The 15,985-nt window shown below is 33.0% G+C and carries 19 protein-coding genes; 9 read left to right on the top strand and 10 right to left on the bottom strand.

Annotated elements, in window-relative coordinates; genetic code table 11:
• Positions 1-279 precede the first annotated feature (279 nt).
• The 3 genes from A1704_RS08825 to A1704_RS08815 form a co-directional block, all read right to left on the bottom strand.
• Positions 280-1,032, bottom strand: a complete 753-nt coding sequence (locus tag A1704_RS08825) for an SDR family oxidoreductase (RefSeq protein WP_056015209.1) — start codon at positions 1,030-1,032, stop codon at positions 280-282.
• Between the two features lie 29 nt (positions 1,033-1,061).
• The gene (locus A1704_RS08820; protein ID WP_056015210.1) at positions 1,062-1,487 is read right to left on the bottom strand and encodes a YybH family protein; all 426 of its coding nucleotides are present in this window, start codon (positions 1,485-1,487) and stop codon (positions 1,062-1,064) included.
• Between the two features lie 112 nt (positions 1,488-1,599).
• The gene (locus tag A1704_RS08815; RefSeq protein ID WP_162268224.1) at positions 1,600-2,493 is read right to left on the bottom strand and encodes an AraC family transcriptional regulator; all 894 of its coding nucleotides are present in this window, start codon (positions 2,491-2,493) and stop codon (positions 1,600-1,602) included.
• A 345-nt stretch (positions 2,494-2,838) separates the two neighbouring features.
• On the opposite strand from A1704_RS08815, the gene A1704_RS08810 reads away from it, so the two are divergent.
• On the top strand, positions 2,839-4,140 hold the full coding sequence (locus A1704_RS08810) for a chloride channel protein (RefSeq protein ID WP_062672582.1): 1,302 nt from the start codon (positions 2,839-2,841) through the stop codon (positions 4,138-4,140).
• A 363-nt stretch (positions 4,141-4,503) separates the two neighbouring features.
• Here A1704_RS08810 and A1704_RS08805 read toward each other — a convergent pair whose 3' ends face one another.
• From A1704_RS08805 to A1704_RS08795, 3 genes are all read right to left on the bottom strand, one after another.
• Complete coding sequence (locus A1704_RS08805; protein WP_047387970.1) at positions 4,504-4,998, bottom strand: CinA family protein; 495 nt, start codon at positions 4,996-4,998, stop codon at positions 4,504-4,506.
• A gap of 53 nt (positions 4,999-5,051) precedes the next feature.
• Positions 5,052-5,321: a hypothetical protein gene (locus tag A1704_RS08800; protein ID WP_052187039.1), complete on the bottom strand. Its 270-nt coding sequence runs from the start codon at positions 5,319-5,321 to the stop codon at positions 5,052-5,054.
• Between the two features lie 335 nt (positions 5,322-5,656).
• A complete protein-coding gene (locus A1704_RS08795) occupies positions 5,657-6,217 on the bottom strand; it encodes a helix-turn-helix domain-containing protein (protein ID WP_226798640.1) in 561 nt (186 codons plus the stop codon).
• 166 nt (positions 6,218-6,383) lie between these two features.
• Between A1704_RS08795 and A1704_RS25000 the strand changes: the two genes are divergently transcribed.
• The 3 genes from A1704_RS25000 to A1704_RS08785 are packed head-to-tail and all read left to right on the top strand — an operon-like array spanning position 6,384 to position 9,856.
• Positions 6,384-6,515: a hypothetical protein gene (locus A1704_RS25000; RefSeq protein ID WP_262484585.1), complete on the top strand. Its 132-nt coding sequence runs from the start codon at positions 6,384-6,386 to the stop codon at positions 6,513-6,515.
• The gene (locus A1704_RS08790; protein WP_062672579.1) at positions 6,516-7,544 is read left to right on the top strand and encodes a glycoside hydrolase family 130 protein; all 1,029 of its coding nucleotides are present in this window, start codon (positions 6,516-6,518) and stop codon (positions 7,542-7,544) included. It begins immediately after the preceding gene.
• Positions 7,545-7,588: 44 nt separating this feature from the next.
• Positions 7,589-9,856 (top strand): glycosyltransferase, encoded by a 2,268-nt coding sequence (locus tag A1704_RS08785; protein WP_082798745.1) that lies wholly within the window; start codon positions 7,589-7,591, stop codon positions 9,854-9,856.
• Between the two features lie 1,045 nt (positions 9,857-10,901).
• Here the strand turns inward: A1704_RS08785 and A1704_RS24640 are convergent.
• From A1704_RS24640 to A1704_RS25035, 3 genes are all read right to left on the bottom strand, one after another.
• Positions 10,902-11,141 (bottom strand): hypothetical protein, encoded by a 240-nt coding sequence (locus tag A1704_RS24640; RefSeq protein ID WP_062672576.1) that lies wholly within the window; start codon positions 11,139-11,141, stop codon positions 10,902-10,904.
• Between the two features lie 546 nt (positions 11,142-11,687).
• Positions 11,688-12,116 (bottom strand): hypothetical protein, encoded by a 429-nt coding sequence (locus A1704_RS25040; protein WP_317041195.1) that lies wholly within the window; start codon positions 12,114-12,116, stop codon positions 11,688-11,690.
• A gap of 298 nt (positions 12,117-12,414) precedes the next feature.
• Positions 12,415-12,762, bottom strand: a complete 348-nt coding sequence (locus A1704_RS25035; protein WP_317041194.1) for a hypothetical protein — start codon at positions 12,760-12,762, stop codon at positions 12,415-12,417.
• Positions 12,763-13,253: 491 nt separating this feature from the next.
• Here A1704_RS25035 and A1704_RS08770 point away from each other — a divergent pair, with 491 nt between their 5' ends.
• The 5 genes from A1704_RS08770 (at position 13,254) to A1704_RS08750 (ending at position 15,285) form a co-directional block, all read left to right on the top strand.
• Positions 13,254-13,472, top strand: coding sequence for a hypothetical protein (locus A1704_RS08770; RefSeq protein ID WP_062672574.1), 219 nt, complete (start codon positions 13,254-13,256; stop codon positions 13,470-13,472).
• Between the two features lie 139 nt (positions 13,473-13,611).
• Positions 13,612-13,950, top strand: a complete 339-nt coding sequence (locus A1704_RS08765) for a cupin domain-containing protein (protein WP_062672572.1) — start codon at positions 13,612-13,614, stop codon at positions 13,948-13,950.
• Positions 13,943-14,173 (top strand): hypothetical protein, encoded by a 231-nt coding sequence (locus A1704_RS08760; RefSeq protein WP_062672570.1) that lies wholly within the window; start codon positions 13,943-13,945, stop codon positions 14,171-14,173. Before A1704_RS08765 ends, A1704_RS08760 begins: the two co-directional genes overlap by 8 nt.
• Before the next feature lie 7 nt (positions 14,174-14,180).
• On the top strand, positions 14,181-14,978 hold the full coding sequence (locus A1704_RS08755) for a hypothetical protein (protein ID WP_131797494.1): 798 nt from the start codon (positions 14,181-14,183) through the stop codon (positions 14,976-14,978).
• Between the two features lie 43 nt (positions 14,979-15,021).
• Positions 15,022-15,285, top strand: coding sequence for a hypothetical protein (locus A1704_RS08750; protein ID WP_062672566.1), 264 nt, complete (start codon positions 15,022-15,024; stop codon positions 15,283-15,285).
• Between the two features lie 159 nt (positions 15,286-15,444).
• Here A1704_RS08750 and A1704_RS24890 read toward each other — a convergent pair whose 3' ends face one another.
• Positions 15,445-15,624 (bottom strand): hotdog family protein, encoded by a 180-nt coding sequence (locus A1704_RS24890; RefSeq protein ID WP_238590594.1) that lies wholly within the window; start codon positions 15,622-15,624, stop codon positions 15,445-15,447.
• Positions 15,625-15,985: the final 361 nt, after the last annotated feature.

Below are 15,985 nucleotides of genomic sequence, written 5' to 3'. Positions count from 1 at the left end.
TGTTGTGCTAATTCAAGTACGCCTAGCTTGTTTTTGATAATTTTTTGTTGTGTTGTCATAATACTTAATCTGTTTTAAAGTTATTTAATTTGATTATAACTGTCAGATTAAGTATTGACTAATTCAAATAATTTTTTCCCTTTCCATATTAAAAATCAATTCATTATTAATTTCCATCTTCTTAATAAGTTGAAAAAAAGAACATAAATAGTGATAAAGAAGTACTTAACTGCACTCAAATTTTAGAACTGCTTTAAGCGAAAGGATAAATTTAGAAGATTAAATTTTATGTGTTTCAAGTGCCCAGTTCTCAAAAAGTATTTTGCCTGTATTGTATTGCCCAGTGGGAACTAAAAGTGAAGTAGGAACAACAAAATGCATATACTTATTTTCATTGTCTATAATCACTTTTTTATCCTGACCGGTAATTTGAATATACTCAGAGACAAAAGCCTCCATTTTGCCACGTCTTGGTCCTGCAATTTCAATGGTGTTATTTTTAGGTTCTTCCAAAGAAAATTGTACTATGAACTCGGCAACATCATCAAGTGCAATTGGTTGATAGTCTAAGTTCGAAACAAAAACTTTATCCCCTTCTCCCTGAACTTGGATGATGGCTTCCACATGTTCGTGAAATTGTGTTGACCTAATTATAGTGTAAGGTATACCTGAGTTTTTAATAGTATCCTCTTGAAGTTTTTTTGCTCTAAGATAACCGATTTCCAATGCATCATCTGTTCCTACAATTGATAGAACGATATGATGCTTAACACTAGCATTCAATTCTGCTTTGACAAGATTCTTTCCCGCAGTCTCAAAAAATCGAAATGCATTTTCTCCTTCGGGAGAAGATGAATTTGATAGATCTATTACTATTTCAGTTCCGGTCAAGGCTTCCTGAAGCCCTTCACCAGTAAGGATATCAACACCTTGTGATGGCGAGCCAATCACCACTTTATGACCAAGTTTTTCCAATTTGTTAGTTACAAGCCTCCCTGTTAGACCTGTACCTCCTACTACTAAAATTTTCATATCTGATTTATTTAATATTGTAAAGTTTTTTAAAATAAACTGCGCACTTGAACACCAAAGGGATTTTCAAACCAATATCTCCAATATCCATCGGCTCCTCTTTTAGCATAATCATTAGATGTTCCTCGCATACATATTTTTTCACCATTATTCGCAATACCCGCTATACTCCAGTCCAAGATTAGTGATGCTAGATTGCCATCTACATAAACATTCCTTGTTGTAATTTTGATTGGCAATCCGAATTTAAAGAAGCAGTCCAATTCTCGCGCAATCTCCAATCTTCCTCTCCGAGGCTCACCGTTATCATTAATAAAGATTGCATCCTCCTCATAGAAACGAAGCATAGTCTCCGAATGGAAAGAATTCATATGAGCAAGAAAAGAGTCGACTATTCCCTCGGGAGTTTTTGACAATGAGAATACTGAGCTTTCAACAAAATTCTGTCCAATCATAAGACTTAAATTTTCTTTAGAAGTAATTTTTTTGTCTTACAAAATTGAGCAATTGGCATATGCAACGCCACTCACAAATTAAGGTAAAAGGTGGACAAAATAAGGAACAATTTTAATGATCTAAGATTTGGTCTGAGTTTTTAGCGTATTTCTTCCGATATTCACTTGGCGAACAACCTGCTTTTTTACTGAACAGTCTAATGAAATATTTTGTGTCTTGATATCCCAGCTGATAGGAAATTTCCTTGATACTTACCTCCGTATAGTATAGCAATCTTAACGCTTCGTTCATCACTTCCTTTTGAATCAGTTCCGAAGCTGATGATCCAGTCACTTTTTTTACTGTATCGCTTAGATGTCCAACAGTAATATTAAGCTTTTCTGCATATTCAAATGGACGCTTAATACTCCGGAAATGTGATTTTACAAGATTCCTGAATTCCTTTGTGAGACTGATAGAACGTAGACTGATACTTTCGGGATTAATGAATAATTGACGTTCGTAGCACAAAACTGCCTGTTCAATAAAAGCTGAAAGCAATGGTTCTTCAACTTGCCTGTAAGCGATATCGTTCAGATCTTGTAATTTCATCATTGAATCAAAGATTGTTCTAAACCAATCCCGCTCATTATTAGAGAGAGCGATAATCAAGGTTTCCTCTAACAAATTATCCAAACTGGTTTGTGCCGTTCTACCGATATGACGGCTTTCAAAAGACAGATAACAACCGGTTGCGCTAAGAGTCTCTAGAATCTGATGAACTTGTCCAGGAGGAGAGATAAAAAGTGTCCCCACCGGCATTGTTAAATGCTTAAAATCAAATACAACTTCAAGCTGATCAGCTTCAATTAGCATGCAAGTATAATGGTCGTGCCTGTGGGGTGAAAGTGCTTTTATAATACCTGGTGTAGATCCGTTCCAAATACCAACAGCAATCCCACTGCTGTAATCCATTCTATTTAATGTAATTGAATCGTTTTTAGGCATAACAATTTCTTTGCACAACTAATTTAGTTTTTCTTTATTTAATAGTGTATATTATTCAATACTAAAATTAAAGAAGCTGACGAAATCTGCAATTTTTTCATCCGTCACAAAATTAAAAAACATCTATTTTTAACAGTTATCTAAAATTCCAACGTTGCAAAAAGACAGAATTTATAAGTAAAACAAAAAAATTAAGTATATCGTTGCCTTTTATCAGTTGGACTTTCAGTTTATGAATCAATGAATTATTTAAACTTCATTTGAATTGTTTAAATAAAAACAGGTAGTATAAAGTAACAAGCAACTTTTACTATTTCAAAAAATAACTGTTACCTTTACATCTTCTTTAAAACTAAAATAGTTATGCAAGGCAATACAGCGTACAGAAAGAAAATAATCAGATCCAGCTATGTCAAATTAACCGGGATATCTATTATCGTTAGTATTATCTGTTGTCTTATATCTTATACTTTAAAACATTTAACAGGACAGGTACAAGAATACCTCTTTGAACAAATTATAGCCACGGAAAACAAATTGTTAATCTTTTTACCAAGTGTAGGTATTACAACAATCTACTTCCTACGTAAATATTTCTTTCAGAACAGAAAAAATAAAGGAATTAAAGAAATATATACTACCCTGGAAACAAGAAAAGATCATCTTCCTTTTTTTAAAATACCTTCTCATTGTGTTAATGGCTTTTTAACAGTGATTTTCGGAGGATCTACAGGAGTAGAAGTGTCAACAGTAGTTGCCACCGCAACAGTTGGTAATCAGGCCTACAAACATTTGCATAGTGCTTGGGCCTACAAGACGGAACTGATATGTGCAGGTATTATAGCGGGTGTAACCGTACTCTTTGGAAGTGCGCTGGGCGGTTTTTTATTTGCATTTGAAGTTATTGCACGTAAATACAATAAAACCTTACTGATCAGTGGAATTAGTTCGATGATTGTAGCTCATCTATTTGTACATTTTTATGACTCAAATCCACTATTTACATTTAAGGTACAGGACTGGCGTTGGCAATCCATACCTTTTGCTATGATACTAAGTTTAATCGGAGGTATATTTGCGCTTTATTTTACGAAAATTGTCATCTACGCAAAAACATTTTTTGGTGGGATTAACAACAATTTCATCCGTGTAAATTTAGGTGCTATAACTGTTGGGGTATTTATCTTTTTTCTTCCGGCTTTATATGGTGATAGTTATCACGGACTTGGTAAAATCCTCGAATGTAGTTCGTACGACATCGTTAATCTCGCATATTTAATTCCTCTGGTTTTGCTTATCTTCATAAAGCCATTGGCGGCTTCCCTCACTCTCGGTGCAGGCGGTGACGGCGGTGTATTTGCCCCTAGTATTGTTACAGGAGCGTTTTTAGGGGTATTTTTTGCCCAATTCTGCAACCATTATTTAGGTACCAATCTTGTGATTATTAATTTTGCGTTATTTGGAGCAGCTGCCATGCTTTCCGCAGCTATTCACGCCCCTCTTACTGCCATGTTTATTATTTCCAGTATAGTACCGTCTGGATATCTATTGCTGTTTCCTTTGTTCATCAGTAGTGTTATTTCTAAAATTCTGGCAAAGAAAATCTATCCTTACAATGTGTATACTTACAAAGAATTTTCAAGCAGCCGGAACGTAATAAATTGATTAAAAGTACCGTACGATATTTAAATACAACAATCATATCAATAACATCTTCTTTGTTTATATTGGATTATTACATTTACTAAAAAATTAATTTGCAAAAACTCTACAACTACAAGTGATTAAATATTAAAATCGGGGTTACTAATTCCTTTTTGATTTGGCTCAAACGAAGTAAATCATCGATAAAAGTGTTTGAAGATACGCTCGTCTTGGTCACCAAAAGCCAAACGGCGCCAACTGAAGACAGTTGGCGCTATTTTTATTATTATCAATAATTAAATTTGTAATTATTAAAAAAAATTATATCTAAATAATTTAGATCAGGTGCAAAAGTTGGGGCCAGGCAAAAAATAAATGACAAGTTTAAATTAATATTTGATTCAATGCACTTTTATAACACCCTAAAATAAATTCGGTATAATACAACTGTGCATCCAGTGCCTGAGTCTTATCATGAAGCTCTATGCGTTTGGAAAGTACAATCTCTCCTTTGTAACTGAATGAACAGAATGAATACACTTTAAATCCCGAATTTCTTACAGATGCAGCATATCCAGTAGAAGCAATTCCCCAATCTGTTCCAAATGATTCAGCGACCTTTACAGCCATTGTATCAGCCATTTTTTGGGTTTCAAAACCATTTTCCTTAACTTCAATTTGATTTATATCTAAAAATTGAACTTTTTCAGGTAATGTAAAAGTCGTTATTCCTCCTTTGTAAAACAGTTTTGCATTAGCCATTTGGGAAAAAGCCAGCTGTATTAATCCCGAGGTTACGCTTTCTGCTATAGAAACCGTTTCATTCATTGTAATGAGTGAAGTACTGATATAATCAAGTAAACTTTGCTGAAATTTCATGAGTCTATTATTTATGTTGATCAAAAAAACTTTTATGCTGCTGAAATCAATATTCAGATAACGTCATAATCATTCATGGTTGTAACAAAATAATGCTCAATCATTTCTCTGGCATTTCTGCACATTGACAAAAGATCTTCTCTGGTCATATCTTCAAAAATAAAATCATCATGAACTTCAATAATGAACTCAGTCACTTTTTCGGTGTTCATCAGATCATAAGCCATTAAATCATTTAAATTATCTAATCTACATTCTTCCTTAAAAAAAGGAAGTTTCCGGGTAATGGAATTCTTAAACTGAAAAAGGTGTATTGTTTTCATGACTTTTGACGTTAAAGTGATAATAATAAAGTCTGTTTTGTATTTAAACATGTTGTTTACTCATGAATGTTCAAACAGTTTTATGGACTCAGTTGATGAAAATTTTTATATATCTATCAATTCCTATAATATGGATGAAAAGGACAGAAACCATGGGTTGTTGTTTGATAAATATTTTCAACTGTTCACTATATTTCCTATCTAAAATTGCACTATTTATAGTGATATAAGCTTTATGGATTTTGTGAATTCCTGATTATTATACTACAAAGATGGCCGTTTAAGTGTTATACTAAGCTATATATATCCGGTATAATTTTACATATATCACACATTTATAAGTCTTCCAGATTTCCAAGACGTCTTTGTTTCAGCTGTTTATAAAATGAAGGGGAAAGTCCTGTGATTTTTTTAAACTGATTGGAGAGGTGGGCCACGCTGCTGTAATTGAGTTTATAAGAGATTTCTGTAAGATTAAGTTCATCATATAACAGCAGTTCTTTTACCTTTTCTACTTTATTAATAATAATAAAATGCTGGAGTGTCATTCCTTTCACTTCTGAAAAGGTATTAGCCAGATAGGTATAATCATAGCCTAATTTTTCACTTACATAGTCTGAGAAATTTTCTTTTGGGAGTTCATCTGAATAATGAATCATTTCTATCACTACATTCTTTATTTTCTCTATCAGGATACTTTTTTTATCATCTAATACTTCAAGTCCTGTTTTAAGTAAATTTTCTTTAAGGATCTGTCTTTGTTCTGAGCTAATATCATCCAATAATTCTACTGTCCCTAAATCAACGACAGCATTTTTAATGCCCAATCTTTCCAGTTCCTGATGGACAACCATTTTGCAGCGCAAACTTACCATATATTTTACATACAACTTCATCTCCCTTAGTGTTTACATCTGTCAATTATTTCATTAACAGTCATTTATCCAAAGTTAGTCTATTAAACCGGAAATATCTATGATTTATACAACAAATTAAAAGACAATTGCAAAGCTTTCCTTTTTTAATGATTGAAATTTACAGGTAACAAAAAAATATTTCACAATGTCAAAAGAAAAAGACGGAAAAAAGAAATCAGATAAAACTCCGCCCGCAAAATCTGCAAAAGAGAAACGGGAGGATAAAATGAGTAAACGAAGAGAAAGGGAACAAGAAGCCCGAAATACCGGCAACTAAATGGTATCCTTGAAAAAAGATGGAATTATACTCAGAAAAACAACATTAGACTTTGAGAGTGAAGGAGTTCTAAATCCTGCAGTCATTCAGGATAACGGAAAAATACATTTATTATACAGGGCTCTTGCCAGGAATAACTTCTCGAGTATCGGATACTGTATATTATCGGATTATAAGACTCCTGAAATACGGCTCAGCAATCCGGTTATTATCCCTGAATTTGAATACGAAAAACATGGTGTTGAAGATCCAAGAATTGTCAAAATCGATCACTTATTTTACCTTACTTATACCAGTTATGACGGGGTTAATGCATTGGGTGCACTTGCCGTATCTAAGGATCTAATATCATGGCAAAAGCTAGGAATCATTGTGCCAAAAATTCCATACAAAAAGTTTAAGCTTTTAGCTGAATCTCAAGGTGAAATAGGAGAAAAGTACAGACGTTTCAACAAACTCCCGCATACTCATATAAAGGATAAAGAGGTCTTCCTTTGGGATAAAAATGTGATATTTTTTCCAAGAAGAATTAATGGTAAGCTTTATTTTCTACATCGCATAAGGCCTGATATCCAAATTGTAAGGATAGAAAATATTGAAGACCTGAATCCTGATTTCTGGAAAGACTACTTCCTTCATTTTAAAGAACATATTGTATTATCTCCCAACTATGAGCATGAAGTAAGCTATATCGGCGGTGGATGCCCCCCTATAGAAACTGAACATGGATGGCTTTTAATCTACCATGGTGTACATGATACCATTGAAGGATATGTTTACAGCGCATGTGCTGCTTTACTAGACCTTGATACTCCTGAAAAAGAAATTTCAAGACTTCCCTATCCTCTTTTCAAGCCCGATGAAGAATGGGAACAGAAGGGAGAAGTGAACAATGTCTGCTTCCCTACCGGAGCCATCGTAGAAGGACATACACTCCATATTTACTATGGCGCTGCAGACAAAAGAATAGCTATTGCTTCTTTAAGCATCCCTGAATTACTGAAGGAATTACTACAGTACACATCATAATTGACTATTCTATACAGAATGTCAGGTTTAAAATAAATATCAATATGAATAAAAATATAAAATCAGACGTGGAGGAAAAGACAAAAAGACAACCTTTACAAAGTAATAAAAACACAATTTATCATATACCTGAAATTATCTTTATAAGCACTTTTCCTCCCAAGGTATGCGGTATTGCAACATACTGTCAGGACTTGGTACAATCCCTTAAATTAAAATTCAGAGAATCATTTAGCATCAGTATCTGCCCAATGGAAACTGAGGATGAGCATTATCAATATGAAGATGATCCAGAATATCGCTTAAATACATCCGATGCCGTATCTTATCTGGAGCTGGCTGATAAAATCAATAAGAATAACAATATTCAACTGGTTATGCTCCAGCATGAATTTGGATTTTTCAACGAAACCCCCAACGGATTACTGCTTTTTCTTCAAAATACAGAAAAAGATATCATCATTACTTTTCACACCGTTCTACCAAAACCGGATCGGGAATTAAAAGAAAAGGTAAAAGAAATCAGCAGTTTTGTAAAATCTATTATTGTAATGACCAGTATTTCTGCGGATATACTGAACAATGATTATGATATACCACCTGATAAAATTAAAGTGATACCCCACGGCACCCATTTACTGCCATTTATCGATAAAATTTCACTGAAAGCGAAATACGGATTTAAAGATAAAAAAGTTCTTTCAACCTTTGGTTTACTGGGTTCGGGGAAAAATATTGAAACTACCTTAGAAGCTCTGCCTGAAATCATTTCCAAAAACCCGGATGTAATGTTTCTGATTATTGGAAAAACGCACCCCGGCATCATTAAGTATGAAGGTGAGAAATATCGTGATTTTTTGAAGGATACTGTTAAGAGGCTCCATCTGGAAAATCATACTTATTTTATCAATCAGTACCTGCCTCTAGATAAGTTGTTGGACTATCTTCAGCTTACCAATATCTATCTTTTCACTTCAAAAGACAGAAATCAGGCAGTAAGCGGTACTTTTTCGTATGCCATCAGCTGCGGATGTCCCATTATTTCCACGCCTATTCCCCATGCTTTGGAAGTACTGAATGAAGACCTGGGAATTATTATTGATTTTGAAGCTCCGAAGCAGCTTTCTGTTGCCGTAAATACATTACTAAAAAATGAAACTGTACAGGAAAAATTACGATCAAATAGTCTGGAAAAAATGGCTCCCACAGCCTGGGAAAATTCTTCTATTTCGCACGCCCTATTATTTCAACAATACAGCAAAGATAAAATGACATTACATTATACATTCCCCAACATTAATCTAAGCCATGTCAAAAATATGACAACGGATTTTGGGATGATCCAGTTTTCTAAAATCAACAAACCTGATATCAATTCCGGGTATACTTTGGACGATAATGCCCGGGCTATGATTGTAGCCTGCAGACATTATGAGCTGAGCAGAGATGAATCTGACCTAGACTTAATCTCCACTTATCTAAAATTTATTAAGTTTTGTCAACAACCGGATGGTAGTTTTCTTAACTATGTGAATCAAAACAAGGAATTTGCTCAGCAGAATTATGAAACAAATCTTGAAGATTCCAATGGAAGGGCTATCTGGGCACTGGGCAATCTTCTATCTATAAAAGCTATTTTACCGCAGCAGCTTTCTGATGAAGCGGAATCAATTATCGAAAAAAGTCTTCCGTCTATTGATAAAATACACTCTACCCGTGCAATGGCTTTTATCATCAAGGGATTGTATTATCAAAACGCTGAAGACAACATTCCATTATTGAAAAAGCTGGCCAATCGTCTGGTGAAAATGTATCAGCATGAAAAACATAAAGACTGGCATTGGTTTGAAAACTATCTCACTTACGGAAACGGTGTACTCCCTGAAGCTTTATTGTGTGCGTGGATTACCACCAAGGATGAAATGTATAAACAGGTTGCCGATGAATCATTCAAGTTTTTGCTTTCTAAAATATTTAGTAAGGGCGGCATCAAAGTAATCTCCAATAAAGGATGGCTACAGAAAGAAACGGTTAAAAGTCCTGAATCAATTGGCGGGGAACAGCCCATAGATGTTGCTTACACCATACTTGCATTATCTACATTCTACAAGGTTTTTAAGGATGAAAAATATTTGCAGATGATGAGGAGTGCTTTTAGTTGGTTTTTAGGAAAAAATTATTTACATCAGATTATTTATAACCCTGCAACAGGTGGATGTTATGATGGGCTTGAAGAAAAAAATGTCAATCTCAATCAGGGAGCGGAATCAACAGTCAGCTATCTCATGGCAAGGCTCTGTTTTACTAAATAATTAGTTTACTTGTTTTTCAACCAGCAGCCAACCCTATGATCAAAACTCTGATATCAGTCATTTATCTGCAACTCTGTAATAAGACCTTAGGTTTATGATCTTTAAGATTTCTTCTTTTTCCAGCTCCAAATTTATACAATTATGGGCATAATCACAGATTTTTTCCCTTTTATAAAACATCAATCTCTCAGTAAGAAAAAGACTCCGGATACTAACAATGTGTGATAACTGCAATATAAAAAACAAGCTGTAATACATAGGTTATAAAAACACCACCTTGTACTGCAGCAATTAAGTTATATTAAATTCCACGTCATGAACACAAATCATCATAAAGGTGACAAACCTTTCAAATTCCTGAAAACTGGAATTTACAGTCAAAATAAATTTATAACTTTCTTGCAAAGAAAATTAAATATTACCACAGAATTGACGCATTAAAAAGTTATGCTTAAAAAATACCCTAAGAGCGTTAAAAATAAATGTATTATTTCTACTCCATATACGACAATAATAAATAGAATCACATGACTTGCAGCATATTAATGTAATTTATTTAGATATACATTTACTACTCATAATAGTTGTACATTCTCATTAGTACAATTGACTCTCCCCTAAAAAGGAGGGTTTTGTTATATACTCTCCTCCTAAGCATTAGAAAGGTTAATATCTGTAGGATATTAAATCGGACTGTAAAATTTACTATATAGCGTTTCCAGGATATGAGTGTGATTATACCTCTACAGAAATCTACTCATAATAGCGGGGATTTTTTATTTACACAGTTTTCGATTTTGCAAAATGTAATGACTTTTGTATGGGAAATTGTAATTGCTATGCGAAGCCGAAAGTGAAAATTCTAATTTTCATCATCATAGTGCCGTTGACCACTCCTTTAAAGATGTTATCGTTTTAGTAAGAGTAACAAATACTATAGCTTTCAGAAACCATCAAAACGAAATAAGACAAAGCATCAATATTCCAAACAAATTTGAATTCTAACATTAAGCTATGATCGGAGGAATAATAAAGTATAGTAATGTTATGTTTTCTGAATAGCGTAATTATATATTGTATCTTCACTAAGATATAAATACAATCTTGTCTTAAAAATTCCTAAAAATGTTTTTTTCAAAATATAAACACGTTCTATTGTATGTAGCTTTTCTAGCTGATAATCAGTTAGAAAACATTCTATAGCATCTATATTTTCTCCAATTAATTGATCTTCTGATATAATATTCTGACTTTTATCGTGGAAGTAATATTTTTTACTAGTCATATCGATAAATAATTTTTATTTGTAAAATCTTTTTTTCTGTTCAGAGTACTTTTCAAACTTTTAAAGTATTGACTTAACCCAAGTTGTGAACCAATTTCTGTGTTATCTCATTAGTTTTTATTTGAAATTTCAATATTTGGGCAACATCTTTATAATCATATGATTTGTACTCATTACTTGTTGCACAGTCATAAAACAAAATATGGTTTACTGCAATAATTCCTAATAAGTAATAACTTTTAATTTCCAAGATCATGTTTATGAATTTCCATGATTTTATAGGTATAAGTATCTCATCTTTGATTTATATTTTCCATTTATTCTGTTATAATCGAAATTTTAGCTTTCTCTCCGTTTTAATGATTTCCGATAGTGAGAAATTATAAGAAAGGTCGGTTTGGTAAGGAAAAAAGTTCTTTTCATGAGCCTTCAAACGTTTTTTTGGATTCATGATGAAATATATTCTATATCAACCATCATATCATATAAACTAAAGATGGCCGTTTCACTATATATCAAGCTATATAATGCATAACTTAAATAGGTTTATGGTACAATTGTAATAAAAAGATAAATTAAAAAAATAGCGATCAATACAATTCCCTGCATGATATTAGTTCTGCCTGTTGCCAGTGAAACAGTAATAATAAAAAGAGACAGCCCTAAAAGTATTGTTGATTTGATATCTATCCCCAATGTCATTCTTATACCGGTTATTACAGATATAATGGCAATCGCAGGAATACTTAGTCCGATACTCGCTAAAGCTGAACCAAAAGCCAGATTTAATGAAGTTTGAATCTGATCACTTTTTGCAGCTCTGAATGCAGCCAGACCTTCCGGAAGCAGAACAATACCAGCAATAATGATACCTACAAGAGATTTGGGGGCACCCACAGAAACAACTATATGTTCAACATCCTTTGAAAGAAGTTTTGCCAGCAAAACGACTATTCCCAGGGATAAAATTAACAATATACAATTGATATACAATTGTTTTGTGGAAATTATTTTATTATTGCTTTCTACAGGCAAATTCTCGAATAATTTGTTTTGTGGAGAAATGAAAAAGCTTCGATGTCTAAAAGTTTGGATCATGGTAAATCCAAGATAAAGCCCTAAAGAAATCAAGGCGATAAAAAGCAGTTGGAGTGACGTGTATTCGCCTCCGAGGTGACTTACCGTATAATTGGGCAGAATAAGCACAAAAATAATAACAGAGGTCAGTGTAATCAGTGCCGTACTTACTCCCTGTAAGGTAAAGCTCTGCTCTCTAATATCGCAAGGATCCTATCACAATACAGCTTCCAATGATTCCTGTAAGGATTATCATCACAGCAGCAAAAACCGTATCTCTGGCAAGAGTAATGGTTTCCAACCCTTTTGCTCCCATCATAATGGAAATAATAAGTCCTACTTCTATGACCGTAATGGCAAATGCCAAAAGCAAAGTTCCAAATGGTTCCCCCAAACGATGCGCAATAACTTCGGAATGGTACACCGCAGCTAAAACACTTCCTATTAAAAATAAAGTAAGAATCACAGAGTAATACCCTGAAGAAAAAACAGAATTTCCAACATAAGAGAACCATGCCAGGATAGGAATCAAAAATGTCCACATCCTTAAATATTTTTTTATATACATAAAAACATTAATAATTTTTTTACCATTGAATTCTCTTTTGGAGAGAATCAGCAGATTTATATTCTCCTTTTCAAAAACAGTTTATAAATGATTTGAAGCGGAACAGAGAGGTATGCCGGAAGTATTAAATAATGAAAGGAAAAGAAGTGAATACGCTGGTTCTTTAGAGTCCAGATTGTCAGCTCAATGCAATTATTCAGCAAGATACGAATAATCAATCACCTATTTGGAATTATTGAGCAGTATTTTAAGTTTGTAATCATTTCCTAGACTTAACCACCTCCATTACTTCATAAGGAGTCATCAAACACTGCTTTTATGATCAACCACATTTCAGATGTTCAAAATAAGCTGGAATTTTATAAAAGTGTGATATGTGCAACATAAAAGAAACAATCTGTAATACAATAGATTAATAAATGCCCAACTTTGTATTGTAGCAATGAAGTTACACTAAAACCTACTTTATGGACACAAACCACAACAAAGGCAACCAATCTTTCAAAATTCCAGGAGACTGGGATGTGCAATCAAAACAACTGAAAGAAAAATTTTCAACATTAACGGACCACGACCTGAAGCTTGAAGAAGGTAAAGAAAAGGAAATGCTGGAAAGAATCGGAAACAGATTAATAAAAAACCGTGAAGAAGTTCTCAATATTATAAAAGAAATCAATCTTTCATAAATTGTTTTCAAGGACAGTTAAAGCCAATGAAAAGATATATTTATCAAACGCTTTCACTGGAAAAAGGGATGGAATATGAGACAGTTCTGTCCCTTTTATTTACAATACCATCTGCTCTTTTTATGTTAAACCCATAGTGATGAATCATAGAGAACTTGAAAAATCGAAAGTATATATTACAAGCCAGATTGTAGATTACATTCCAAATTCTGTAGTCAGTAAAAATATACTTGAAAAACTGACCGGTAATATCAGTGTTTTATCTTTTGATGACAAAGAAGGGTTATCTGAAAAGATATCTCCTTTCGATACTGTTACACAGATCATTGAAGGTAAAGCTGAAGTCATTATAGACGGAGCTTCTTACTTTATGGAAGAAGGTGAATGCATTATCGTTCCAGCCCATAAATCTCATTCGATAAAAGGAAATAAACGTTTTAAGATAATAGTAACAATAATAAAAAGCGGCTATGAATAATCTAAACACTATATCTATTTTAACGAAAAAGATATTTAAAAAAACAGTTGAAATCCAAAAAGAATTTCCTGAACTGTATGAACTTCTAGATGAAACTCCATTATTTTTTTCTGGGAAAGAAAAAAATATTACGATAAAAGATTTAAGACAATATCTTGTTTCCCTTATCATACAACAAAAATCCTTTGAAAAAGGAACTATGAAGAAAAATGATCTACAATAAAATTCTAATGAAAAAGTTAATCAAGCATCCAAAGAACAAGCTGGGACTCAGAAATAAAAAAAATATTTCAAGAAGAGCCTATTATTCCCAGTTTACCTCTCTGTTCTATCTGCGAAATACCAACATCACCTTAGAAAGAGACGCTAAAGAAATTCTTAGAATGTTAAAAGAATTACAGCAGCTTATTAACAAATCAAGATTGATATTTAGCACATATTGCAGTTTAAGCCAGCATAACCTGTGGCAGTCTGTTTTAGAAGACCTGAGTGAGAACATAAAGAATATTAGAATACAGTTTGAATATATACTGGGAAATATTATTAAAAAAAATAAAATCAATTCACTCATATTCTGGCAGCAAAACAAACTCTACACAGATGAAATGGAAGTAATCCATAAAAAACTTATTCTGTTGACTATTCAGATTTTACCGGAAGAAGAAAGATTATCTTGGAAGGTAAATATCTATAATTTTTATAATGAAATTTTTTCTTTACTTACTCCACTTATCGGGATGTGCAGGCTTGAATTAGACTTTATAGAAAAATATTCACCTAAAACCTTTAACCAAAATGTTATGGATATTATTAAAGATATTCCAGAAAATTACACATTACAGGAAGCAAAGGAATATGAACACGAATACATAAAAATATTAACTAACTACAGTCATGAATTATGTAGGAAAAATAATTTTTGGGGCAGCTTATTGTATATCCTTTCAGGCGGCTTGTATCCATTACCATCAGAACGTACCTTAACTAAAAAAAGGATCTACAGAAAAATAAAAGATAAGCTTTCTTGACAAAGCCTCAACCTAAATTTTCCATCCTATTAAATAGTTTATAATGAAAACAATACATCTCTTTCGGTTTAACGATTCTATTTTCCGTAAAATTCCTTGCTTCAAAGAAGAAAATAGACTGAAAACCGATGTAACAGAAATTGATTTAATGAATATTGAAATAGTAACTGAATATATTGTGAAAACCCATGATGACTTTATTTTCGACAACACATCAGTAAATGATCTTTTATCGATGTGCAAGAAAGCTCAAAGAATAATTGAACATTACTTTGTTTTGGGAGTGAATGATTATGATGTTATTTGACAATTACTAATCAAACCTTATTCAGATAAGGAATTAAATGGGATTAATCCAATATACCGTCATTACTATTATTTTTTTCAAAAAAATGATAGAGAAAGATAACGTTTCCCGTGTAAGAAGGCTTAATTTGATTTCTTATTAGAGGTTTTTCTTCTACTGCTACTTTATAGTCCCTCTCAGATCGGTAACTGATTTAACAGTTGCCTGGAGCCTTACATCACTACCTACCAATACAGCTTGACCAAACTTAAAATTCTCAATCCCATAATTGATTTCCATTTTCACGTTCCTCACCTCAGCAATTTGCTTCCCTAGATAAGGGATTAACGCTAATAGCAAATAGCCATGAGCAATAGTGGACTTAAAGGGACATTAATTTTTTGCCCTTGCTAGTCTCTTGCCGAGTAACCTTCAGAAACATCTCAACCGAAGAATAAGGAGCAGTTTATTTTCACTACTAAAGTGTTACTTTATTAAATATTTCTTCATTTTTTAAGAAAAATAGATCAATTACAGTCATGCTTATAATAACATAAAAATAAACCCCACATAATGTGAGGTTTATTTTTATTGTGTCTCGTCCTGAAAAAGGTTGACTAAAAAACCATAAAATTAGTCACCCTTATGAATCTAAAAAAAACATCGTCCCCTGTCCAAGAATACAGTGAGGCATTCAAACGACAAGTTGTCTCTGAATATG

The organism is Chryseobacterium cucumeris (assembly GCF_001593385.1).
In the GTDB taxonomy this organism is placed as follows: Bacteria; Bacteroidota; Bacteroidia; order Flavobacteriales; family Weeksellaceae; genus Chryseobacterium; species Chryseobacterium cucumeris.
Note: the sequence above shows the minus strand (reverse complement) of the source record. Positions and strands in the feature narration are given on the sequence as shown.